The sequence below is a fragment of the Microbacterium sp. zg-B185 genome (assembly GCF_030246885.1).
GTDB lineage: Bacteria > Actinomycetota > Actinomycetes > Actinomycetales > Microbacteriaceae > Microbacterium.
On record NZ_CP126739.1, the window covers coordinates 940,107 to 963,386 of the forward strand.

At 69.5% G+C, this 23,280-nt stretch carries 21 protein-coding genes; 15 read left to right on the forward strand and 6 right to left on the reverse strand.

What is annotated here, in order from left to right:
- The first annotated feature begins 133 nt into the window (after positions 1–133).
- A complete protein-coding gene (locus QNO12_RS04400) occupies positions 134–1,480 on the forward strand; it encodes a M50 family metallopeptidase (protein ID WP_257502778.1) in 1,347 nt (448 codons plus the stop codon).
- A gap of 81 nt (positions 1,481–1,561) precedes the next feature.
- Here QNO12_RS04400 and QNO12_RS04405 read toward each other — a convergent pair whose 3' ends face one another.
- A complete protein-coding gene (locus QNO12_RS04405; protein WP_257502777.1) occupies positions 1,562–3,514 on the reverse strand; it encodes an anthranilate synthase family protein in 1,953 nt (650 codons plus the stop codon).
- Positions 3,515–3,797: 283 nt separating this feature from the next.
- Here QNO12_RS04405 and ispG point away from each other — a divergent pair, with 283 nt between their 5' ends.
- On the forward strand, positions 3,798–4,949 hold the full coding sequence (gene ispG / locus QNO12_RS04410; protein ID WP_257502776.1) for a flavodoxin-dependent (E)-4-hydroxy-3-methylbut-2-enyl-diphosphate synthase: 1,152 nt from the start codon (positions 3,798–3,800) through the stop codon (positions 4,947–4,949).
- A 129-nt stretch (positions 4,950–5,078) separates the two neighbouring features.
- Here ispG and QNO12_RS04415 read toward each other — a convergent pair whose 3' ends face one another.
- Positions 5,079–6,098: a 1-aminocyclopropane-1-carboxylate deaminase gene (locus tag QNO12_RS04415; protein ID WP_257502774.1), complete on the reverse strand. Its 1,020-nt coding sequence runs from the start codon at positions 6,096–6,098 to the stop codon at positions 5,079–5,081.
- 180 nt (positions 6,099–6,278) lie between these two features.
- Here QNO12_RS04415 and QNO12_RS04420 point away from each other — a divergent pair, with 180 nt between their 5' ends.
- Positions 6,279–8,078, forward strand: coding sequence for a proline--tRNA ligase (locus QNO12_RS04420; RefSeq protein WP_257502773.1), 1,800 nt, complete (start codon positions 6,279–6,281; stop codon positions 8,076–8,078).
- Between the two features lie 12 nt (positions 8,079–8,090).
- Here QNO12_RS04420 and QNO12_RS04425 read toward each other — a convergent pair whose 3' ends face one another.
- Positions 8,091–8,597 carry a pyridoxamine 5'-phosphate oxidase family protein gene (locus tag QNO12_RS04425; protein ID WP_257502772.1) on the reverse strand — a complete coding sequence of 169 codons (507 nt, stop codon included), beginning with the start codon at positions 8,595–8,597 and terminating at the stop codon, positions 8,091–8,093.
- A gap of 59 nt (positions 8,598–8,656) precedes the next feature.
- Positions 8,657–9,478: a DUF1206 domain-containing protein gene (locus QNO12_RS04430; protein ID WP_257502771.1), complete on the reverse strand. Its 822-nt coding sequence runs from the start codon at positions 9,476–9,478 to the stop codon at positions 8,657–8,659.
- Between the two features lie 61 nt (positions 9,479–9,539).
- Here QNO12_RS04430 and QNO12_RS04435 point away from each other — a divergent pair, with 61 nt between their 5' ends.
- The 5 genes from QNO12_RS04435 to rbfA all read left to right on the forward strand — a co-directional run bounded on the left by QNO12_RS04435 (position 9,540) and on the right by rbfA (position 16,215).
- Positions 9,540–11,372 (forward strand): lipase family protein, encoded by a 1,833-nt coding sequence (locus tag QNO12_RS04435; RefSeq protein ID WP_257502770.1) that lies wholly within the window; start codon positions 9,540–9,542, stop codon positions 11,370–11,372.
- A gap of 108 nt (positions 11,373–11,480) precedes the next feature.
- Positions 11,481–12,467, forward strand: coding sequence for a transcription termination factor NusA (gene nusA / locus QNO12_RS04440; RefSeq protein WP_257502769.1), 987 nt, complete (start codon positions 11,481–11,483; stop codon positions 12,465–12,467).
- A gap of 41 nt (positions 12,468–12,508) precedes the next feature.
- Positions 12,509–12,781 (forward strand): YlxR family protein, encoded by a 273-nt coding sequence (locus QNO12_RS04445; protein WP_257502768.1) that lies wholly within the window; start codon positions 12,509–12,511, stop codon positions 12,779–12,781.
- Between the two features lie 58 nt (positions 12,782–12,839).
- Entirely contained in the window at positions 12,840–15,668 is a 2,829-nt protein-coding gene (infB, locus tag QNO12_RS04450) for a translation initiation factor IF-2 (protein WP_257502767.1), read from the forward strand.
- Positions 15,669–15,726: 58 nt separating this feature from the next.
- A complete protein-coding gene (rbfA, locus tag QNO12_RS04455) occupies positions 15,727–16,215 on the forward strand; it encodes a 30S ribosome-binding factor RbfA (RefSeq protein ID WP_257502766.1) in 489 nt (162 codons plus the stop codon).
- Here the strand turns inward: rbfA and QNO12_RS04460 are convergent.
- Complete coding sequence (locus tag QNO12_RS04460) at positions 16,125–17,510, reverse strand: glycosyltransferase (protein ID WP_257502765.1); 1,386 nt, start codon at positions 17,508–17,510, stop codon at positions 16,125–16,127. The two genes, rbfA and QNO12_RS04460, sit on opposite strands and share 91 nt — an antisense overlap.
- Before the next feature lie 63 nt (positions 17,511–17,573).
- On the opposite strand from QNO12_RS04460, the gene QNO12_RS04465 reads away from it, so the two are divergent.
- Positions 17,574–18,218: a TetR/AcrR family transcriptional regulator gene (locus QNO12_RS04465; protein WP_257502764.1), complete on the forward strand. Its 645-nt coding sequence runs from the start codon at positions 17,574–17,576 to the stop codon at positions 18,216–18,218.
- On the opposite strand, the gene QNO12_RS04470 is transcribed toward QNO12_RS04465, so the two are convergent.
- Positions 18,219–19,085 (reverse strand): HhH-GPD family protein, encoded by an 867-nt coding sequence (locus QNO12_RS04470; protein WP_257502763.1) that lies wholly within the window; start codon positions 19,083–19,085, stop codon positions 18,219–18,221.
- Between the two features lie 251 nt (positions 19,086–19,336).
- On the opposite strand from QNO12_RS04470, the gene QNO12_RS04475 reads away from it, so the two are divergent.
- The 6 genes from QNO12_RS04475 to QNO12_RS04500 are packed head-to-tail and all read left to right on the forward strand — an operon-like array spanning position 19,337 to position 23,227.
- Entirely contained in the window at positions 19,337–19,831 is a 495-nt protein-coding gene (locus tag QNO12_RS04475) for a hypothetical protein (protein WP_285178285.1), read from the forward strand.
- 24 nt (positions 19,832–19,855) lie between these two features.
- Entirely contained in the window at positions 19,856–20,542 is a 687-nt protein-coding gene (locus QNO12_RS04480) for a nucleoside/nucleotide kinase family protein (protein ID WP_257502761.1), read from the forward strand.
- Entirely contained in the window at positions 20,542–21,432 is an 891-nt protein-coding gene (gene truB / locus QNO12_RS04485; RefSeq protein WP_257502760.1) for a tRNA pseudouridine(55) synthase TruB, read from the forward strand. The genes QNO12_RS04480 and truB overlap by 1 nt, the downstream gene beginning before the upstream one ends.
- Positions 21,429–21,797, forward strand: coding sequence for a hypothetical protein (locus tag QNO12_RS04490; RefSeq protein ID WP_257502759.1), 369 nt, complete (start codon positions 21,429–21,431; stop codon positions 21,795–21,797). The genes truB and QNO12_RS04490 overlap by 4 nt, the downstream gene beginning before the upstream one ends.
- Before the next feature lie 24 nt (positions 21,798–21,821).
- On the forward strand, positions 21,822–22,271 hold the full coding sequence (locus QNO12_RS04495; protein ID WP_257502758.1) for a hypothetical protein: 450 nt from the start codon (positions 21,822–21,824) through the stop codon (positions 22,269–22,271).
- Positions 22,268–23,227, forward strand: coding sequence for a bifunctional riboflavin kinase/FAD synthetase (locus QNO12_RS04500; protein ID WP_257502970.1), 960 nt, complete (start codon positions 22,268–22,270; stop codon positions 23,225–23,227). Before QNO12_RS04495 ends, QNO12_RS04500 begins: the two co-directional genes overlap by 4 nt.
- Positions 23,228–23,280: the final 53 nt, after the last annotated feature.

Consider the following 23,280-nt stretch of genomic DNA (forward strand, 5'->3'; position numbering starts at 1 on the left):
CCCGGCGCCGGAGCAGGGCGGCCGCACTGCCCCGCCCGCCGCCGGGTGCATCACCACGCCCGTCCGCTGGACGCCCCGGCCGGGAAATCCCGGCGCTCGGCGAACTCCGAGCGGCCGGCGGTAGCGTGTCGGGGTGACTGTCCTCGCGTTCGCCATCGGTATCGTCCTCCTGGTCGTGGGCCTTGCCGTGTCGATCGCCCTGCACGAGCTGGGGCACCTGGTGCCGGCGAAGAAGTTCGGCGTGCGGGTCGGTCAATACATGATCGGATTCGGGCCGACCCTGTGGTCGCGTCAGGTCGGCGAGACGCAGTACGGATTCAAGGCGATCCCGCTCGGCGGCTACATCTCGATGGCCGGCATGTACCCGCCCTCGCCCAAGGACCGGGTGCCGGCCGGATCCGGCCGACGCAACGGCCGCGCCGGCGGCGGATTCTTCGCCACGATGGTCCAGGACGCCCGCACGGCCAACGACGAGACACTGATCGGCGAGGAGGACACGCGCGTCTTCTACCGGCTCCCGGTGTGGAAGCGCGTCATCGTCATGCTCGGCGGCCCGATCATGAACCTGCTGTTCGCGATGGTCCTGTTCGCCATCCTGCTCTCCGGCATCGGCACGCAGACCGCCACCACCGTGATCGCCAGCGTCAGCGAGTGCGTCATCCCCGCCGGCGCGGAGCGCACCGAGTGCAGCCCGGCCGACGCGGTCGCCCCCGCGGCGGCCGCCGGACTGCAGCCGGGGGATGTCATGCTCCAGGTCGCCGGCCGGCCGGTGGAGACCTTCGCCGAGGCATCGGAGATCATCCGCGAGTCGGCCGGGCAGCCGCTGAGCATCCTCATCGAGCGTGACGGTGAGCGCCGGCGGACGGTGTCCCTCACCCCCACGCAGGTGACCAGGGCGGTGACGGATGCCGCGGGGCAGCCGATCCTGGACGCGAACGGCGACGCGCAGATGCAGCAGGTCGGATTCGTGGGGATCGGCCCGGAGATCGCATTCGTGCGCCAGCCGATCTGGGCAGGACCGGCCGCGGCGATCGAGAACGTCGGCGCGGTGGCCGGGATCATCTGGCAGCTGCCGGTGAAAGTGTACGAAACCGGCGTCACGCTGGTCACCGGGCAGGAGCGCGACCCGAACGGGCCCCTGAGCATCGTCGGCGCCGGCATCCTGTCGGGGGAGGTGGCCGCCGCCGACGCGCCCATCCTGAACCGCGTCTCGGGGTTCCTGGCGCTGCTGGCATCGCTGAACATCGCCCTGTTCGTGTTCAACCTCATCCCGCTGCTGCCGCTGGATGGCGGCCATGTCGTCGTGGCGCTGTGGGACGGCATCAAGCGAGCCTGGGCGAAGCTGTTCCGTCGGCCACCGCCGGCGCCGGTGGATGCGACCAAGCTCGTGCCGGTGACCTTCGCCGTCTTCATCGGGCTGATCGTGATGGGTGCGGTGCTGATCCTCGCCGACATCTTCAACCCGATGTCGATCCTCTGACCCGATCGACGGCGTCGCTCTGACCCGACCGACGGAGTCGCTCTGGCCCAACGACGGCGTCGCCCGGCGCAGACGGTCGGGTCAGGCGTCGACCGGGGAGAGCGCCGCCGAGACGAGGCGCTCGAGCGTCGTCATCCCGTCGCGGGAGAGGATCGATTCCAGGTGCCCCTGCACCGATGCGAACCCCGGGCCGCGCATCGCGTACACGTCGCCGGTGATCGGGTCCGCCGCGACTTCGGCATCGCCGAGGACGGTGGCACCGGCCGGCACACGGGCCGTGAAGGTGTTGTAGAACCCGATGGATGCCGGCGTTCCGAACAGGTCGACGGTCTTCTGCAGGCCCTGGTGCGGAGCATCCAGGGGAGCCAGCTCGATGCCCAGCTCATCGGCCAGGATCTGATGGCTCAGGCACACCGCCAGCAGCGGCCGCCCGGACGCGCGCCGTCGGGCCACCACTTCGCGCATTCGTCGCATCCGTGGTGTGCCGGGGTCGCGCGGATCTCCGGGACCGGGGCCCGAGACGATCAGTTCCGCATCGTCGATCTGGGCATCGGTCACCTCGCTCCACGGGACGATCCGGACATCCAGGCCCAGGTGGCGAAGCTGATGCGAGAGCATCGTGGTGAAGCGGTCCTCGGCGTCCACGACGATCGCGCTGCGCCCTTCGAACGGACCGGCGGTGATCGAATCCTGCGGGTTCAGCCAGAACGAGGCGAGCCGGGCGTTGCGTGAGGCCAGCAGCGCGGCGATGTCGGGATCGTCGGCCAGCGTGCGCGGCTGAGCGGATGGCGCGTCGCCGTCGGCACCGGTGGGCAGCGCGAGCTCGGCCTTCCGGTCGCGGGGGATCGCGCCGATCGCGCCCAGCACGCCGGCGGCCTTGCCGTGCGTCTCGCTCACCTCGCCGAACGGGTCGGAGTGGCGCACCAGGGTGGCGCCCACCGGCACGCGCAGACGACCGTCGACGAGGTACGCCGTCCGGATCAGGATCGGCGCGTCGAGGTCGTGCGTGGACTCGCCGGCCAGGACCGCGTCGGTGCGGGGGGTGAAGAGGGCGGCGACTCCGGAGTAGTACCCGCGCGGTGTCCGTTCGTGCCGCGAGATGACCGTGCACGCGTTCTGCATCGGCGACCCCGTGACGGTGGGCGCGAACATCGTCTCGCGCAGGATGGCGCGCGGGTCGAGCCGGCTGCGGCCGCGCAGCACGTACTCGGTGTGGGTCAGCCGTGACATCTCCTTCAGATGCGGACCGGTGATCCGCCCGCCGTCCGAGCAGACGGCGCTCATCATCTTGAGCTCCTCATCCACCACCATGAACAGCTCCTCGGTCTCCTTCGTGGACTCGAGGAATTCGGTCAGCGTCTCGCTCGTCGCGCCCCCTGCGGGGTGACGGAACGTCCCCGAGATGGGATTCATCGTCACGATGCCGTCCCGCGCGCTGACGTGCGCCTCTGGGCTCGCGCCGACCGCGACGTGCCCGGGGGTGACGATCGCGAACGTCCAATACGCGCCCCGCTCATGCTCCAGCAGCGCCCGGAACCACGTCAGGGCGGCCACCGCGGAGTCCGCGGCGACGCTCGCCGTGAAGTCCCGCCGGATGACGAAGTTGGCGCCCTCACCGTGCCCGATCTCATCGGCGATGACCCGTCGGACGATGCCGGCGTAGTCGTCGTCGGCGATGTCGAAGCCGGCGTCGGCGAGGGGGATCGGCGCGGAGGGCAGCTGCGTCAGAGCCGCAGTCCGATCGAAGAGGGTGCGTTCCCGGACGACGAGGCAGCGCAACGGCGCCCCATCGTCGTGGCACTCGAATCCGCGCTCGCGCACCTGCCGGAAGGGGACGAGCGCGAGCACCTCCTGAGCGCGACCGTGTTCGTCCTGCAGCGGGATGTCGGCCAACAGGTCGACGTCGATCACATCACCGGTGAGCAGCTCGATCGTCGCCGCGTCGCGGGCGACGAGGGCGAACGGGATGCCGCGCGCGGCGATGTCGAGCAGCACGGCGAGATCGTTCGGGGGAGTCGGGGCAGACCCGGTCATGGTCGGTCTTTCGTCGTGGGGGCGGTCGCCCTACGAAGAAGACCGCCCGGAGGCGGTCTGTGGTCGCGCGAACACACCGCCTAGAAGGCGGGCCACCAGGTGCGGTTCGCAAGCATGGGCCGAACCTACCACAGGGTGCAGATTCGGATGGGCCGATACGGATGGGCAGCTGCCGATGGCGGACGCGGATGCCGGCGCGTCCGCGCTCCGGTCGGGCCGGATCTCGCGCGGATGGCGGGGGCATCCAGGCTTCGTGCGGGCGTGGCGGCGTAGGCTGGGTCACGTGCCAGCAGTGAATCTCGGGATGCCCAAGGTCCCCGAAACCCTCGCCCCCCGCCGCAAGTCCAGGCAGATCAAAGTGGGCAAGGTGCTGGTCGGAGGCAACGCGCCGGTCAGTGTGCAGTCGATGACGACGACGCCCACCACCAACATCAACGCCACCCTCCAGCAGATCGCGGAGCTGACGGCGTCCGGATGCGAGATCGTGCGGGTGGCGGTGCCGTCCCAGGACGATGCGGACGTGCTGCACATCATCGCGCAGAAGAGTCAGATCCCGGTGATCGCCGACATCCACTTCCAGCCCAAGTACGTCTACCAGGCGATCGACGCCGGGTGCGCAGCGGTGCGGGTCAACCCGGGCAACATCCGCAAGTTCGACGACCAGGTCGGTGAGATCGCGCGGCGGGCGAAGGAGGCCGGCGTCTCGCTGCGCATCGGAGTGAACGCAGGATCGCTGGACCCTCGTCTGCTGGAGAAGTACGGAAAGGCCACGCCGGAAGCGCTGATGGAGAGCGCGGTGTGGGAGGCGTCCCTCTTCGAGGAGCACGACTTCCACGACTTCAAGATCTCCGTCAAGCACAACGACCCGGTGATCATGGTCCAGGCCTACCGGCTCCTCGCCGAGCGCGGCGACTGGCCGCTGCACCTGGGCGTCACCGAGGCGGGCCCAGCCTTCCAGGGGACCATCAAGAGCGCGACCGCGTTCGGGATCCTGCTCGGTGAGGGGATCGGTGACACGATCCGAGTCTCCCTCTCCGCGCCTCCGGCCGAAGAGGTCAAGGTCGGCCACCAGATCCTGCAGTCGCTGAACCTGCGCGAGCGCAAACTGGAGATCGTCTCGTGCCCCTCGTGCGGGCGCGCCCAGGTCGATGTCTACACGCTGGCCGACAACGTCACCGAAGGCCTGAAAGACATGACGGTTCCGTTGCGCGTCGCCGTGATGGGATGCGTGGTCAACGGCCCCGGCGAGGCGCGCGAGGCCGATCTCGGGGTCGCCTCCGGTAACGGCAAGGGTCAGATCTTCGTCAAGGGCCACGTCATCAAGACGGTCCCCGAGTCCGAGATCGTGGCGACGCTCATCGAGGAGGCCAACCGGCTTGCGGCGGAGATGGGTCCGGCCGCCCCGATCGGAACGGCCCAGGTCGTCACGAGCTGACTTTCGACTCCCGCTTCACGCGTGCCGCGGCATCCGCTGATTCGGAGAACGTCGCCGGATTCGGATGCGACGACCGCAGGGAGCCGGATCCGTTCACCTCACCCGAGAAGCGGATGCCGCGAGCGGCGTCTACGGCCAGAGCGAGTGGTACGCGTTGATCGCGGGCTGCCCGCCCAGGTGGGCGTACAGGACGTGCGAGTCCTTCGGAATGTCCCGGGAGCCCACGAGTTCGATCAGGCCGGCGAGGGACTTGCCCTCGTAGACGGGGTCGGTGATCATCGCCTCCAGCTGCGCGCCCACGGCCATCGCCGCCATCGTGGAATCGACCGGGATGCCGTATCGGTCGCCCGCCCACCCCGCGAGGACCTGGATCTCGTCGTCGCGCAGCTCGCGGCTCAGCTCGATCAGCTCCGCGGTGTGGCCGGCGATGCGGGTCACCTGATCCGTCGTTGTAGCCAGAGTGGCGGAGGCGTCGATGCCCAGCACCCGCCGCCGGAGGCCGGTCAGCTCCTCCAGCGCCGCGAAGCCGGCGATCATCCCGGCGTGCGTGGAACCGGTCACGGTGCAGACGATGATCGTGTCGAATGTGATGCCCAGCGCCCGCTCCTGCTCGGCGAGCTCGAACGCCCAGTTGGCGAAACCCAGACCGCCCAGCGGGTGCTCCGAGGCGCCGGCGGGAATCGGATAGGGCGTGCCGCCGGCGGCTTCGACCTCCCGCAGCGCCTTCTTCCACGAATCGCGCACCCCGATGTCGAAGCCGGCGTCCTCCAGCCGGGAGTCGGCGCCCATCATGCGGGAGAGCAGGATGTTCCCTACCCGGTCGTTGGTGGGGTCCTCCCACGGCACCCACTTCTCCTGCACCAGGCGCGCCTTCAGGCCCAAATGCGCGGCCACCGCGGCCACCTGTCGCGTGTGGTTGGACTGGTAGCCGCCGATCGAGACGAGCGTGTCCGCTCCCGAGGCGATGACATCGGGCACGATGTACTCGAGCTTCCGAATCTTGTTACCCCCGTAGGCCAGACCGCTGGATACGTCTTCGCGCTTGGCCCAGACCTGGGCGCCGCCCAGGTGCTGCGTCAGCCGCTTCAGGTGCTGGAGCGGACTGGGTCCGAAGGTGAGCGGGTAGCGGGGGAATTCGGCGAGCTTCATGCGTGGCTCCTCGGGGGGCGGATCAACACGGGTGTGTCGGGGGGATGCCTGACCGTGCGAGTTCGCAGAGCAGCCCATTGCGGATGCAATATATTGCATCCGCAATGGCGTCCGTTGTCAAACCCGCGCCGGCGCGAAAGGAGAACGGGCCGCGACGCGACGTCCGTAGACTTGACCCTCGTGGTCACCCGTCTCTCGCACTATTTCCTCCGCACGCTCCGCGAAGACCCCTCCGATGCCGAGGTCGCCTCGCATCGGCTGCTGGTCCGCGCCGGCTACATCCGGCGCCAGGCGCCGGGGATCTTCGCGTGGCTGCCGCTGGGCCTGAAGGTCAAGGGCAAGATCGAGGCGATCATCCGCGACGAGATGGCCAACGCCGGTGCGTACGAGGTGCATTTTCCTGCGCTCGTGCCGCGCGACCCCTATGAGCAGTCCGGTCGCTGGGAGACCTACGGCAACGGCATCTTCCGCCTGAAGGACCGCAAGGACGCGGACTACCTCCTCGCACCCACGCACGAGGAGCTCTTCACGCTGCTCGTGAAGGACCTGTATTCGTCATACAAGGACCTGCCTTTGGCGATCTACCAGATCCAGGACAAGTACCGCGACGAGGCCAGGCCGCGTGCCGGCCTCCTGCGCGGTCGCGAGTTCACGATGAAAGACGCCTACTCGTTCGACTACACCGACGAGGGGCTGGATGCCTCGTATCAGCGGCAGCGCGACGCGTACGAGCGCATCTTCCAGCGGCTCGGACTCGAATACGTCATCGTCGCGGCCGACAACGGCCTCATGGGCGGTGCGCGCAGCGAGGAGTTCCTGCACCCGACCGCGATCGGCGAGGACACCTTCGTCCGGTCAGCCGGTGGCTACGCGGCGAACGTCGAAGCGTTCACGACGGTGTCGCCCGAGCCGCTGCCGCTGGACGGCCTGCCCGAGCCCGTGATCTTCGACTCGCCGAACACCCCCACGATCGCGACGCTCGTGGCGCACGCCAACGCGCACCTGGACGCGCCGGCCCCCGGCATCGCGGGTCCGGCCACGGATGCGCTGACGCAGTGGACGGCCGCGCACACGCTGAAGAACGTCGTGCTGGCGCTCACGCATCTGGACGGCACCCGCGAAGTGGTCATCGTCGGCATCCCGGGCGACCGCGACATCGACGACAAGCGCGTGGAGGTCGCCTTCGCCCCCGCCACCGTGGAGCAGGCCACTGAGGCGGACTTCGAGAGGAACCCGCTCCTGGTCAAGGGCTACATCGGCCCGTGGTCACCCACCGGCGCCGTGTTCGGCGAGGAGTCAGCCACCGGCATCCGATATCTGCTGGATCCCCGTGTCGTGGACGGCACGGCCTGGATCACCGGCGCCAACGCGGACCAGAAGCACGTGCACTCCCTGGTGGCTGGACGCGACTTCTTCGGCGACGGCTACGTGGAGGCCGCCGACGTGCGCGCCGGAGACCCCGCCCCCGACGGATCGGGACCCGTCGAGCTCGCGCGCGGCATGGAGATCGGCCATGTCTTCCAGCTCGGCCGCTTCTTCGCCGACGTGCTGGGCCTGAAGGTCCTCGATGAGAACGGCAAGCTCGTCACCGTCACGATGGGGTCGTACGGCATCGGCGTGACCCGCATCCTCGCGAACATCGCGGAGCTCAACAACGACGACAAGGGCCTCATCTGGCCGGCGTCGGTCGCGCCGTTCGACGTGCACGTGGTGGCGACCGGTCGCGATGCCGTCGTCTTCGACGTGGCCGAGAGGCTGTCCGCGGAGCTGGAGGCAGCCGGCGTGGACGTCCTCTACGACGACCGCCCCAAGGTCTCGCCGGGGGTCAAGTTCGGTGATGCGGAGCTGGTCGGCGTGCCGCAGATCGTCATCGTCGGCCGCGGTGCGGTCGAGGGCCAGGTCGAACTGTGGGATCGTCGCACAGGGGATCGCGAACTGGTCTCGGTCGCCGATGCGGTGGCCCGTCTCAGCCGGCGCTGACCGGCAGCGACGTCAGCAGCTGATCCGTTCGTGGCGCATGGTGTCGTCGGGCGTGTCCTTGGTGACCAGAGCCTTCAACATGCCCGCCGCCATCACGATCTTGCCGTGCTTGGGCTCCCAGAACTCGCATTCCACTGGGGTGACCTTCAGCAGCGCGATCCCGGGCGTGTCCAGGCCGTCTTCGAACCAGATGTCCAGCGACCCGGTGTACAGCTGCTCCATCTTGGCGCGGTCGTGCACCAGACGTGCCCGGCCGGCGACCGAGACGAACCGCATGCCCTTCGAGTCGAGATAGGACAGTCCCACGTCGTGGTCGGCCTCGACCTCGTCGACCTTCTTGGTGTCCTCCGCCGTGAAGAACCAGATGTCCCCGTTCTCATCCATCTGCCGGGTGCTCATCGGACGTGACACGAGGTTGCCCGCGGCGTCCTGCGTGGTGAGCATCGTGAAATCGATGTCCTCCACCAGTTCCTTGAGCCGCACGATCGCGTCGGTCTGTGTCATCGCTTCATCAGCCATGCCTCGAGGCTCACACGCCGCCGTGGACGTCGCCAGGGGTTGACAGTCCGGTGAACCCCTCAGAAGCGGGCGAACCGCGCACGGAAGAAGCAGAAGACCCCGTACGCGATGAACCCGACGCCCACCGCGCCGACCAGCCAGGGGCCGAAGTCCAGGGCGAGGAGCGCGGAGACCGCCCCGTCCAGGCCGCCGGCGGCATCGGGGTCGGTCGTGAACGCGGCCACCAGCAGCAGGATGCCCACGATGATCAGCGCGATGCCCTTCGCCACGAATCCGACCCCGCCCAGGCCGGCGAGCGAGCGGCCCACGCCGTGCCGTGGGATGTCGATCTTGTTGCGGAACGTGCGGCGCACGCCCATGACCACGAAGGCGATGCCGCCGATGCCGATCCCGACCCCGACGAGCCCCAGCACGATGGAGCCGCCCGGAAGCTGCAGCACACCTCGGCTGGCATTCTCCGCCGCCTCCTCGGCATCCACCCGCGCACCCAGTGCGACGGATGCGGAGATCACGCCGAGCGCGACGAAGATCACCGCCTGACCCCAGCTGCCCACGCGCCCGCCCCACTTCGCCGCCAGCTCCCGGTAGTCCTCGGAGGCCGGCCGCACGAGGATGCCTTCCAGGAAATGCCAGATGCCCAGCGCCCACAGCGTGATCGCGATCAGCCACAGCGCGACGAAACCGAGCGGTGCGCCGGCGATCAGCATGAGCGCACCGGATTGATCCGTGTCGCCATCGCCGCCGAAGGCGACGACGACCGCGATGAGTCCGATCAGGACGTGCACGACGCCGTTCGCGGCGTATCCGGCGCGTGCGGTCCAGCGAAAGGGGGTGCTCTGCTCTGCTTCTCGCGCGACGCGCCTGGGTGCCGCAGAGTCCACCGCGTCAGCCTACGCGCAGTCGCGACGTGCGCCCGGACGGACCCGACTTAGGATTGCCCGCGTGACCGAGACGCCCGCGACCACCGTGTGGAGGCCGCGACTGCGACGCGTGCTCCGGCTGATCGAGGCCGCGCCGGCACCCGCCGTACTGGGCGTCGGGGTGTTCGTGCTCTTCCTCGGCATCTTCATCGTCACGCGCCCGCTGACCTCGCTGTGGCTGCTGGCCGTCCTGGTCGGTGTCAGCGCGATCGTCGCCGGAGTGATCGACCTGGCGGATTCGGAGCGGTCCTCTCGACTGTGGTACCGGGTCGTCTGCGGAGTGTGGATCCTGGGCGGTGTCGCGGTGCTGGTGTGGCTCGGCCGTTCGATCGAGCTGCTTCCGACCGTGCTGGGCGTGCTGCTCGTGGTCGGCGGTCTGGGTGCGCTCGGCGGACTGAGCGGCGGCAGAGTCAGCGCGCGCGTGCTGACGATCGCATCCGGTGTGGGCCAGATCGTCTTCGGCATCCTGGCCCTGGTGTGGCCGGATCTGACGCTCCTGGTTGCCGCCGTGCTCTTCGGGATCCGGACCGTCGCATACGGCGTGAGGCTGATCTGGCGTGCCGGGCGGAGTCTCGCCGGCCTGCCGGCGCGACTGACCGACGGGCCCCAGACCCGCCGCAGTCTGATCCTCGGCGATGTGGCCCGGTATGCCCTGGCCGTCGGGTTCCTGGCGCTGGCAGCCTCGGCCTGGTGGGTCAACAGCTGGCTGGCGGAGGGCTCCCCGGTCGTCGACTCCTTCTACGACGCGCCGGCAGAGGCGCCCGACGAGCCCGGCGTGCTGATCCGGGCGGACCCCTACACCGGCGTGCACCCGTCGGGCGGCACGGTGCAGCGCATCCTGTACAGCACCACCGATGCGTACGGGGTGCGCGCGGTGGCCAGCGCGCTGGTGATCACTCCGCTCGAGCCGCCGCTGGGTCCGCGTCCGGTCATATCCTGGAACTGGGGGACGACAGGCGTCGCGCGCGGATGCGCGCCGAGCCTGATGGACACCACCGCGACCCGGTGGGCGATTCCGGGCGTGGAGCAGGCGCTCGCGCGCGGCTGGGTGGTGATCGGGTCCGACTACAGCGGTCGCGGAGCGGACGGCAGGTTCCCGTACCTCATCGGCGCGGGTGAAGCGCGCTCCAGCCTGGACGCCATCCGCGCGGCAGGTCAGCTGGATGACCTCCGCCTGTCTGCGGACGTGGTCGTGTGGGGACACTCCCAGGGGGGTCACGCGGCGCTGTGGACCGAGCCGGTGGCGGCCGACTACGCGCCCGAGCTTCGGATCCTCGGGACCGCGACGCTGGCGGCGGTGACTGACCCGCTGGGCATGGCGCGGGAGCTGACGAGGCGGGACGCCTCGGCCGAGCTGTCCATCCTCGTCTCCTGGGTGCTGGTGCCGTACGCGGACCTCTACCCGGACGTGGACGTCGAGGACTACGTCGCCACCTCGGGGCGGGCGATCGTGCGGGAGATGACGCAGCGATGCCTGAGCGAACCAGGATTGTTCGTCTCGGCGATCACCTCCCTCGGGGTCTCCGCGGACCGCCCCCTCTACCCGGCCAACCTGACCGGAGGCCCGCTGGGCAGACGGCTCGGGCAGAACACACCCGCTGGACCGTGGGCAGCCCCGCTGCTGCTGGCGTGGGGTGCCCGCGACGAGGTGATCCCCGCGCAGCTGCCGCACCGGTTCGTCGAGGAGCTGTGCGAGGCCGGAACAGCGGTGCGCTGGGTACCGTACGCGAATGCCGATCACCGGTCGCTGATCGGCCCATCGTCGCCGTTTCTGCCGACCCTGATGCGCTGGACACAGGCACGTTTCGACCGGGACGAGCGGCTGGTCTCCGACTGCTGGCAGCTGGTCGAGTAGCACGCGCCCCAGACGGGTGTTCTCCCAGGCCGCAGGTCCCGGCATCCGGTACCGTTGAGGATGCCGCGCGCATGACGCGACGGCGATAGCTGAATAGGGAGGTCACTTGTGGACATCGATCTGTCATTGCTGAGGACGATTGAGCGAGAGAAGGAGATTCCGTTCGATGAGCTCGTGCGCATCATCGAACAGGCCATCCTGACCGCCTACGCGAAGCACACCACCCCGACCGGTGAGCTCCCGAACGGTGCGCGCGTGCTGCTGGATCGCAAGACCGGCCACGTCGCGGTCTTCCTGCCGATGGTCGACGAGGACGGCGCCGTGATCGGCGAGGAGGAGACCACTCCCGACGACTTCGGGCGCATCGCCGCCTTCGCCGCCAAGCAGGTGATCAGTCAGCGCCTGCGTGACATCGCGGACGATGCAGTCCTGGGCGAGTTCCGCGGCAAGGAGGGCGACATCGTCGCCGGGGTCGTCCAGCAAGGCCCGAATCCGCGCATGGTGCACGTCGATCTGGGATCGATCGAGGCCATTCTCCCGCCCGAGGAGCAGGTGGCCGGTGAGCAGTACGCGCACGGCTCCCGCCTGCGGGTGTACGTCACGTCCGTGGCGAAGGGCAACAAGGGACCGCAGATCACGGTCTCGCGCACGCACCCGGGCCTGGTTCGCAAGCTGTTCGCGCTCGAGGTGCCCGAGATCCACTCGGGGCTGGTGGAGATCGTCTCGCTCGCGCGTGAGGCCGGACACCGCACGAAGATCGCGGTTCGGGCGACCGATCCGACCATCAATGCGAAGGGCGCCTGCATCGGCGAACTCGGACGCCGCGTCCGCGCCGTGACCGAGGAGCTCGGCGGGGAGAAGATCGACATCGTCGACTACGACCCCGAGCTGGCCAAGTTCGTCGCGAATGCGCTGTCGCCCGCGAAGGTGACCTCGAGCTTCATCCTGGACTCCTCCACGAAGGCCGTACGCGCGCTCGTGCCCGACTACCAGCTCTCGCTGGCCATCGGCAAGGAGGGTCAGAACGCCCGTCTGGCCGCCAAGCTGACCGGTGCCAAGATCGACATCCAACCGGACAGCGTGCTGGAGAGCTGACAGCATCCGCTCGCAGAGGACGGCATGCTGAGAGGTGTAAGATGGATTCTGTACGAACGTGCGTCGGATGCCGCGTGCGTGCCCCCCGGTCCACACTCCTTCGAGTCGTGGCCATCGATTCCACCCTCGTCCCCGACGAGCGGGCATCGCTGCCGGGACGGGGCGCGTGGGTTCACGAGACGCACGAGTGTGGGGATGCCGCGATCCGGCGCCGCGCCTTCGTGCGGGCATTGCGTGTGTCAGGTCCTCTGGATACGCAGACCTTCGAGAAACGGCTGAATGGCTATGGAAACAAAGTGAACGGCTCGAAATGAGACCCGTCCGCGACTGAGGTCTGCCCTGCCTGGGTGGACCAACCCAGACAGGAGAATTGTGGCTGCCAAACCACGCGTACACGAGATCGCTTCCGAACTCGGTGTAGATAGCAAGGTCGCTCTTGCAAAGCTCAAGGAGCTCGGCGAATTCGTCAAGAGCCCCTCATCGACGATCGAGCCCCCGGTGGCTCGCAAGCTGCGCGCCGCCCTCGAGGCGGACGGCGCAGCCAAGCCCGCCGCCGGTGCCGCGCCGGCTGCGGCCCCTGCGCCGAGCAACGGTGCGCGCCCCGGCGCTGCCCGCCCGGGTGCCGGCCGTCCCGGCGCACCGCGACCGGGGGCTGCCGCCCCTGCGCCCGCTCCGGCTCCGGCGGCTCCCGCCGCGCCGGCGCCGGCGCCCGCGCCCGCGCCTGCGCCTGCGCCTGCTGAGGTCGCCGCGCCCGCCGCGGCGGCAGCGCCCACCGAGGCGCCGTCCCCGGCCGCCCCGGCGGCCGACGCACCGGCTCAGCCGTCCGGCGATGCTGCCACCCCCGGCGCGCCGCGTCCGGGTGGAGCGCCGCGTCCCGGCAACAACCCGTTCTCGAGCGCGCAGGGCATGGGCCAGCGCCCGGCCGGCCCGCGCCCGGGCAACAACCCGTTCGCCAGCGCGCAGGGCATGGGTCAGCGACCCAGCCCCGGCAACATCCCCCGTCCTCAGGCACCCCGTCCCGGCGCTCCGCGTCCGGGAGCACCCGGCGCCCGTCCGGGCGGTCCCGGCCGTCCCGGTGGCGGCGGTCGTCCCGGTGGCGCTCCGTTCCAGCAGCGCCCCGGCGGTCCCGGTCGTCCCGGCGGTGCCGGTGGCGGCTTCCAGCGTCCCGGTGGCGCGCCCGGTGGAGCCCCTGCGGGTGGCTTTGCGGGTCGTCCCGGTGGTGGCGGCGGTCGTGGTCGTGGACCCGGCGGCGGTACGGCCGGCGCGTTCGGCAAGGGCGGCGGCAAGTCCAAGCAGCGCAAGTCGCGCAGGGCGAAGCGTCAAGAATTCGAGATGAGGGATGCACCGGTCGTCGGTGGCATCAACGTCTCCCGTGGTAACGGTGAGACCATCCGGATGCGCCGCGGCGCATCGATCTCGGACTTCGCCGACAAGATCGAGACGCTGACCGGCTACACCGTGCAGCCGGGCACGCTCGTGACGATCCTGTTCAACCTGGGTGAGATGGCGACGGCGACCGAATCGCTCGACGAAGCCACCTTCGAGGTGCTCGGCGCCGAGCTGGGCTACAAGATCCAGATGGTCTCGCCCGAGGACGAGGACAAGGAGCTCCTGGAGAGCTTCGGTCTCAACCTCGATCAGGAGCTCGAGGACGAGGATGAGGATGACCTCGAGATCCGTCCTCCGGTCGTGACCGTCATGGGTCACGTCGACCACGGTAAGACCCGACTGCTCGACGCCATCCGCCAGACGAATGTGGTCGCAGGAGAAGCGGGCGGCATCACGCAGCACATCGGCGCCTACCAGGTCTGGACCGAGCACGAGGGCATCGAGCGGGCCATCACCTTCATCGACACACCGGGTCACGAGGCGTTCACCGCCATGCGTGCTCGTGGTGCGCAGGTGACCGACCTCGCGATCCTCGTGGTCGCCGCCGACGACGGCATCATGCCGCAGACGGTCGAGGCGCTCAACCACGCCCAGGCCGCCGGCGTGCCGATCGTGGTCGCGGTGAACAAGATCGACAAGCCGGATGCCAACCCGGGCAAGGTCCGCCAGCAGCTGACCGAGTACGGGCTGGTCGCAGAGGAGTATGGCGGCGACGTCATCTTCGTGGATGTCTCGGCCCGCGACGGCCTGCACATCCAGGAGCTGCTGGATGCCGTGCTGCTGACCGCGGATGCCGGCCTGGACCTGACCGCGAACCCGAACAAGGCCGCGCGCGGTGTCGCCATCGAGGCGAAGCTCGACAAGGGCCGCGGTTCGGTCGCGACCGTGCTCATCCAGTCCGGAACGCTCCGGGTCGGCGACGCGATCGTCGCCGGCACCGCCTACGGCCGCGTGCGTGCCATGGCGGACGAGAACGGCGATCCGGTGCTCGAGGCCTACCCGTCGCGTCCGGTGCAGGTGCAGGGTCTGAACTCCGTGCCCCGCGCCGGCGACACCTTCATCGTCACCGATGAGGATCGTCTGGCCCGTCAGATCGCCGAGAAGCGTGAAGCAGCCGAGCGCAACGCCCAGCTGGCGAAGGCGCGTAAGCGCATCTCGCTCGAGGACTTCACCCGCGCCCTCCAGGAGGGCAAGGTCGAGTCGCTCAACCTCATCATCAAGGGCGACGTGTCCGGTGCGGTCGAGGCGCTCGAGGAGTCGCTGCTCAAGATCGAGGTGGACGACTCAGTCCAGCTGCGGATCATCCACCGAGGCGTCGGTGCCATCACCGAGTCGGATGTGAACCTGGCGACGATCGACAACGCGATCATCATCGGCTTCAACGTCCGGCCCGACGCGAAGGCACGCGAGCGTGCCCAACGCGAAGGCGTGGACACCCGCTTCTACTCGGTCATCTACAACGCGATCGACGACGTCGAGCAGTCCCTCAAGGGCATGCTCAAGCCGGAGTTCGAAGAGGTCCAGTCGGGCGTGGCCGAGATCCGCGAGGTGTTCCGCTCCTCCAAGTTCGGCAACATCGCCGGTGTCATCGTCCGCTCCGGGACGATCACGCGCAACGCGAAGGCGCGCGTCATCCGCGATGGCGTCGTCATCGCCGATGGCCTGGCCATCGAGTCGCTGCGTCGCTTCAAGGACGACGTGACCGAGGTGCGCACGGACTACGAGGCCGGTATCGGACTCGGCAAGTTCAACGACATCCAGGTCGGCGACGAGATCGAGACGACAGAGCTCGTCGAGAAGCCGCGAGGCTGATCACGACACGGGGGACGCCTTCGGGCGTCCCCCGTGTGCAGTACTACCAGGGAGAGAAATGGCTGGAGAACGGCAGGCGAGAGTCGCGGATCGCATCCGCGTCGTGCTCGCGGAGCGACTCGAGAAGGGGCTGCGTGACCCGCGCCTCGGATTCGTCACGATCACCGACGTGAAGGTGACCGGCGACCTGCAGCACGCGTCGGTGTTCTACACCGTCATGGGCGACGAGGCGCTGAGGGCGGACACCGCCGCCGCGCTGAAGTCGGCGACGGGGCTGCTGCGCACCGAGGTCGGCAAGAACCTCAACACGCGGCTGACTCCGACGCTGGAATTCTTCCTCGACGCGATCCCGGAGAACGCCGATCACATCGCCGCGCTCCTACGCGAAGCACGCGAGCGCGATGAGGCCGTCGCCGGACTTGCCGCGTCTGCGAAATACGCCGGTGACGCGGATCCCTACGTCAAGCCGCGCGAGTTCGACGAGTCGGACGAATCCGACGACGAGGCCGACGCCGGCGACGAGGATCTCCAGCCTGCGAAGGACTGAGCGGGGAAGGGCTCCTCTGCGCCGGCGATGATCCGATCGACCATGGCCGCGAACCCTGCCGCGCCGCTGGACGCTGCGATGTCGGCGGCGATGCGCTGGGCTGCGCGTCGATACCGTGGCTCGGTCGTCACCCGCTCGACGGCGCCCTTGATCGCCGCGGCCGTCGGGCGCTGGGTGCGCAGATTCACGCCGGTACCCGACCACGCGACACGGGCGGCGACCTCGACCTTGTCTTCCTTGCCGGGTGCCACAACCAGCGGCACGCCGTGGCTCAGCGAGTACTGAACGCCGCCGTAGCCGCCGTTGGTGATGAACAGATCGGTGTGCGCGAACAGCTCGTCGTAGGGAAGGAACTCCGCCGCCCGGACATTGACGGGCAGCGTGCCGAGGGCCTGGACGGGCAGACCGCCGGTCGCGACGACGACGAGCGCCCCGCTGTCGGCGAGGCCGTGGATCGTGGGCAGAATGAGCTCGGATGGGTCATCGTTCGCGATCGTGCCCTGCGTCACGTGCACGACGGTGCGCGCCGCTTCGACATCACGCCACCACTCGGGTCGCGCATGCGGCGCCGCCGCCGCAGAAACCGGCCCGGTGAAGACGACGGATGCCGGGGCGTCCGGTCGCCGGTACTCGAAGGCGGGCACGGTGAGCTGGCCGATGGCGTCGGCGCGGGGGAGCCAGTCCAGCACGGCTCCCGACAGGCTGCGCCCGATCGCGCGATGGGCGACCTCATCGGCCGCCGCGTTCACCGGCCGGAAGATGCGCTTGGTGGCGGCGGCGAGGATGGTGTTCCGGATGCTCCCGGCCAGCCCGCCCATCGGCGCGAGCCCCATCCCGAACGGCGCCAGTCCTGGCCCCGGATAGTTCAGAGGCACGAGACCGGCGACGACGACGGGAGCGCGGTCCGCCGGCGAATGCTCGGCGTAGATCGCAGCTCCGAAGAAGAGCGGGTCGCACACGACGACATCGACGTCGGCGCCGGTGACGAGCGCCGAAAGCGCCGCGTACTGCTGTTCCGCGGGGCGCACGAAGATGTGCTCGAAGTCGAAGGCGATCGCCTTGACCGCCGGCATGCCCTCTCGCTCCGGGTACTTCGACGACACCGTTCGGTCGTCGAAGTCCGCCGCCTCCGGCATGGCGACGTGTTCGGCCCCGGTCGCAGAGACGGCGTCGGCGAAGCGGGCGCCCGTGAGGAAGGTCACATGGTCGCCTCGGTCGACGAAGTGGCGTGCGAGCGGTAGCAAGGGTGAGACGTGTCCGTGCACGGGCACGGAGGCGAAAAGGATTCCAGACATGACTGCTCCACTGACGAATCGGATAATGTGGAAAGTATTCACTACAGGAGTACAGTAGTCAATATGCCGGACCAGAGATCTTCACGTCGCTATTCATCCGCCCTTCGCACGGAACAGGCCGCGGCCACGCGAGCTCGGATCGTCGCGGCGGCCGCCGAACTCTTCGCGGCGCGCGGTTACGCCGGCACGAGCATGCCGGAGATCGCCCGCAACGCCGGGGTGTCTCCTGAGACCGTCCAGTCGCACGGCCCGAAATCGGCGCTCCTGCGCGCGGCGATAGACGCGTTCGCGTTCGGCGCCGGACGCGACGCCGACGCGAGAGAGACCGCCCTGGGCGAGCAGATGCTCTCCGCCCGGACTGCCGCAGAGGCGGCCGCGGTCGCCGCGGAGGTCCTGACGCAGGTCAACTCCGCAACGCACGGGCTGTGGCTCGCCTTTGCCGAGGCCGCGCGCACCGACGCAGAGATCGCCGAAGCGTTCGGGCAGCTGGCAGCAGGCATCCGGGCGCAGAACGTCACACTCATGCAGGAGTGGATGGCCCGAGGCTTCGCGCGCGACGATCTCGGTCTGGACGACCTCGTCGACCGCGCGGTGCTGATCGGCTCGGTGGAGCTCTACGACCGGGCCGTGCGCGTCGGAGGCATGAGCGTCGGCCAGTACCGACGGCTGCTGGCCGCGATGCTCGGTGAGCTTCTGGTGGCGAGCTGATCAGGCGGGCAGCCGGAGCATCCCCTCGGTGGCCTCGGCCAGTCCGTCGGCCACCAGAGAATCGATCGCACGGTCCCGCTGGCGAGGGTCGTGCCAGTCCGGGAGGACCTCGCCGAGGGGGAGCGTGTGGGACGCGGCATCCCGGAGCATCTTCAGCACCGCACCGCGCGTTTGGCGGTCGCTTCCCTCGAACCGCGCCTGCCGACGGCGTAGGTCACCGGTATCGGGATAGCCCGCGAGTCTCCAGGCGCAGTGCTCGGCGAGCGGGCACAGCCAGCAGCGGGGCACCCGAGCGGTGCAGACGAGTGCGCCGAGCTCCATCGCGGCGGCATTGACGATCGCGGAGCCTTCCAGTGAGTCGGGGAGGATCTCCTCCATGTCCGCCAGGTCGCGCCGAGCAGGGGGACCGGGGTGTGCTCGACCGTGGACGGCGCGGGCGAGCACACGCCGGGTGTTCGTGTCCACGACGGGATGCCGGGCACCGTAGGCGAACACCGCGACGGCGCGTGCGGTGTAGTCGCCTATCCCGGTCAGTGCCAGCAGCGTGTCCACGTCGCTCGGGACGACGCCTCCGTGCCGGGTGACGATCTCGGTCGCCGCGCGATGCAGCCACAGTGCGCGACGCGGGTACCCCAGATTCGCCCACTGTGCCACTGCCGCCGACGGCGCGTCCGACGCGAGGGACGCCGGGTCGGGCCACCGGGCGAGCCACGCCTCGAGGTGGGGCACGACGCGGCTCACCGGGGTCTGCTGCAGCATGAACTCGCTGACCAGCACGCCCCAGGCGGGGAAACCGGGACGCCTCCAGGGCAGGTCTCGCGCGTTCTGCCGGTACCAGCCGATCAGCGGGGCGGCGATCTCGGGCATGCCGATCAGCCTAGGCTCGCCACCGCCTGCGACGCGCGTCACGTTTCGACTCCGAATGTCCTGCGGTCATCGACGGCAGCCTCGCTGACCTTTACGGTGGAGTCAGATCTCCAGAGAGGCGTTCCATGCGGCGACCGGCATGTGTTGTATCGATTCTTGCGGTGGCAATCCTGCTTTCCGGTTGCGTGACAGCGTCCGAGACGGCTGCACCTACCCCCGAACCGACCTCCACGGCGGCTCCGTCGGCGAGCGTGCCGACGCCCACGCCCACAACGGACCCCGCCGACCCCTCGACGTGGCTCATCTCCGAGGCCGGTATCGGCCCGATCACGCTGAATGCTCCGTTCTCGGACGCGGTCGCCCAACTGCCGACGGACGTCGAGCGCGACCCTGAGGTCTGCACGCACTCGGTACTGTGGCAGGACGCCGACGGCGACAACCTTTGGATCGTTCGCGACGCGTCCCGCGACGATGCTGCCCCGTTGGAACTGGTCGAATGGGGCGACTGGACCGAGCCGTACGACGTCGGCGGGCCACGGACGGCAGCCGGGATCGGTGTCGGCTCGACCGTGGACGAGGTCTGGGCGGCTTACCCCGACGCGCTCGAGACGACGCAGCGAATCTCCCCGGACATCCACTACATCAGCGTCGACGCGATCTTCTTCTCCTACCGGGAACCGTCCACGGTCATCAATGTCGTCACCGTGACCGACGCCGAACAGCCGCCGTACGAGATCTGCGGCTGAGCGGACCGACCGTAGGCTGGAGGCATGCGCCTGCCCACGACCCCGCTCACCACGCTGCTGCGTGAACTGCGCGACGAGGTCCGCCAGCACTATCGCGGCGGCCGGGTCATCATCGCGGTGGACGGCATCGACGGTGCGGGCAAGACGACCTTCGCCGACGCCTTCGCGGACGTGTTCGCCGAGGACGGCTCCTCGGTCTTCCGGGCATCCATCGACGACTTCCACCGTCCGCGGGCGGAGCGTTATCAGCGCGGTCGCCGCTCGCCGGAGGGTTATTACCGCGACTCGTACGACTACGCGACGTTCCGGCGGGTGCTGATCGACCCGTTCCGCGACGGCGCCCAGACGGCAGGCACGACCGGCTTCCAGCTGGCGGCGTTCGACGTCGCACGCGACACCCCGGTCGAAGCGACCTGGACCACAGCGCCACGGGATGCCGTGCTCATCGTCGACGGCATCTTCCTGCTCCGGCCCGAGCTGCGCGGACTCTGGGACTGGTCGGTGTGGCTGGACGCTCCGGTCGATGTCGCCTACCAGCGAATGGCGTTGCGCGACGGCTCCGATCCGAACCCGGCTGCCGCCTCGAACCTCCGATACCGCGATGGGCAGGAGCTGTACCTGAAGGACGCCCGGCCCAGGCTGGAAGCCTCTGCGATCGTGGACAACGCCGATCTGGCCCATCCCCGTCGCACGTTCGAGGACTACTGCTGATGGCCGCACCCGGTGTGCTGCTGGTGGACAAGCCCGGCGGCATGACCAGCCATGACGTCGTCGCCCGCGCCCGCAAGGCGCTGGGGACCCGCAAGATCGGCCACGCCGGCACGCTGGATCCGATGGCCACCGGCCTGCTGATCCTCGGCGTGGAGGCTGCCACCCGGCTGCTGACCTACATCGTCGGGCTGGACAAGACCTACCAGGCCACGATCCGTCTCGGCGCGACGACAGACACCGATGATGCGGACGGCACGATCCTGACGGTGACGGATGCCGCCGCCCTCGATCCCGCGGCGATCACCGCCGCGATCGCTCCGCTCACGGGCGAGATCTCCCAGGTGCCCAGCCGCGTGTCGGCGATCAAGGTCGCCGGCCGCCGGGCCTACGACCTGGCGCGCGCGGGCGAGGAGGTCACGCTCGCCGCCCGCACCGTGACGGTGTCCCGGTTCGAGGTGCTCGACCAGCGCAGCGAGGACGGCTTCGTCGATCTGGACGTCGTCGTGGACTGCTCGAGCGGCACCTACATCCGTGCCCTCGCCCGTGACCTCGGCGACGCTCTCGGCGTGGGCGGTCACCTCACGGCGCTGCGGCGCACCCGCATCGGCCCGTTCGGACTCGACGGTGCGGCAGCCATCGATGCACTCGGCGCCGCGCGGCTGCTCACACCGGCCGATGTAGCCACCACCGTCCTCGGCGCATTCCCGGTGTCCGCGGACGAGGCGCGCGACCTCCGCCACGGCAAACGGCTGGTCGGCGCGGCCGCACGGATCACGCAGGTCCCTGCGGCCGCCATCGACCCCGCCGGAGTTCTGGTCGGGATCGTGGAGCGCCGCGGCGACGACGTCAAAAGCGTCATGAACCTTCCCCCCGGAGAGGCATCCGCATGATCCTGTGGTTCACCATCGCCCAGATCGCCGTGGCCGTCCTGGCCGGGCTGCTCGGCATCATCCTCGGCCTGGCCGGCCGACGGCCGAGCGATCTCAGCGTCGGGGGACTCGCGCTCCTGGAGCTGCTGCTCATCGCGCAGATCGTCATCGCGATCGTCGCCCCGTTCGCCGGTAACCCGCCCTCCGGCAGCCTGCTGGAGTTCTGGGTGTACCTGGTCTCGGCGGCGCTGATCCCGCCCGCGGCCGTCGTCTGGGCGCTGCTGGAGCGCAGCCGGTGGAGCACCGTCATCATGGGCGTCGCGGCACTCGCGGTGGCGGTGATGCTCTGGCGCATGCAAGCGATCTGGACGATCCAGGTGGCATGAGCCAGCCCGTATGATCAGACAGTCATGTCGTCGTCTTCCCGCCCCCGCATGACCGGTATCGGACGCCTGCTCGTGATCGTCTACGCGATCATGGCGCTGGCAGCCACCGGCCGGTCCTTCGTTCAGATCGTGCAGCGCTTCGATGAGGCGCCGCTGGCCTACACGCTGTCCGCGGCATCCGCGGTGGTCTACAGCCTCGCCACCCTCGCGCTGGTCTTCGCCGGGACGAGAGGGTGGTACCTGATCGCCTGGGTGGCGATCTGCTTCGAACTGGCGGGCGTGCTGGTGATCGGCGCCCTGAGCCTGCTGCTGCCGGACCTGTTCGCGCATCCCACGGTGTGGTCCTGGTTCGGGATGGGCTACCTGTTCGTGCCCCTCGTGCTGCCGTTCTTCGGAATCTGGTGGCTGGCCTCGCATCGCCCGGTCGCAGCGACCGCGACAGCGGATGCCGCGCCCACCGCGGTGACGCCGTGATCGTCTTCCACGATCCCGCCGAGGTCCCCGCGGACTTCGGTCCGTCCATCGTCGCGATCGGCAAATTCGACGGAGTGCACTCCGGGCACCGGGCCGTGCTGGACCGAGCCAGGGTCGATGCCGCAACCGGAGACGCGCAGGTCGTCGCGGTCACCTTCGATCGAAACCCGCTCGCGCTGCTTCGCCCAGAGGTGTGCCCGCCCGACCTGATCGGCGTGCACCAGAAGGTGCACCTGCTGGCCGAGACGGGCATCGATGCGGCGCTGGTGCTGCGCTTCGATCGGGAACTGGCCGACCTCACCGCCGAGCAGTTCGTCCAGCGCGTGCTGGTGGACGCGCTCAAGGTCCGCACCGTGCTGGTCGGCCGCGACTTCCGGTTCGGCCGAGGCGGTGCGGGCAACCCCGAGGTCCTGCGGGAGCTGGGCGCCAGGTTCGGGTTCGACGTTGACGTCGTCGACGATGTGCGCGCGATCGACGCGGGCCGCCGGGTCTCCTCGACGTGGATCCGGGAGCTGCTGGCGGCGGGCGACGTCGAGACGGCGGCGAAGCTTCTCGGTCGCCCCGCGTCGGTGTGGGGCGAAGTCGTGCACGGTCTGAAGCGCGGCCGCGAACTGGGCTTTCCGACCGCGAACCTGTCGCCTGACCTGGAGGGGTTCGTGCCCGCCGACGGCGTGTACGCCGGCTGGCTCGTGGACCAGGGCTCGGCCGACGGGCTGCGCCGCGGTGCGCGGTATCCGGCCGCCATCTCCGTCGGCGTGAACCCGACCTTCGACGATGTCGCCGTCCGTCAGGTCGAGGCGTACGTGCTCGACGAGACCGATTTGGACCTGTACGGCCGGGACGTCGAGATCCAGTTCGTCGCCCGCATCCGCGGAATGACGACATTCTCAGGGATCGACACGCTCATCGCGCAGATCACCGACGACGTCGGGCGGGTTCGCGCGGTGCTGGCCTGACCTCGTCCGCGGCCGTGGGTCGGTCATCGCCTGCACCCCGGCGATCCCGCGAC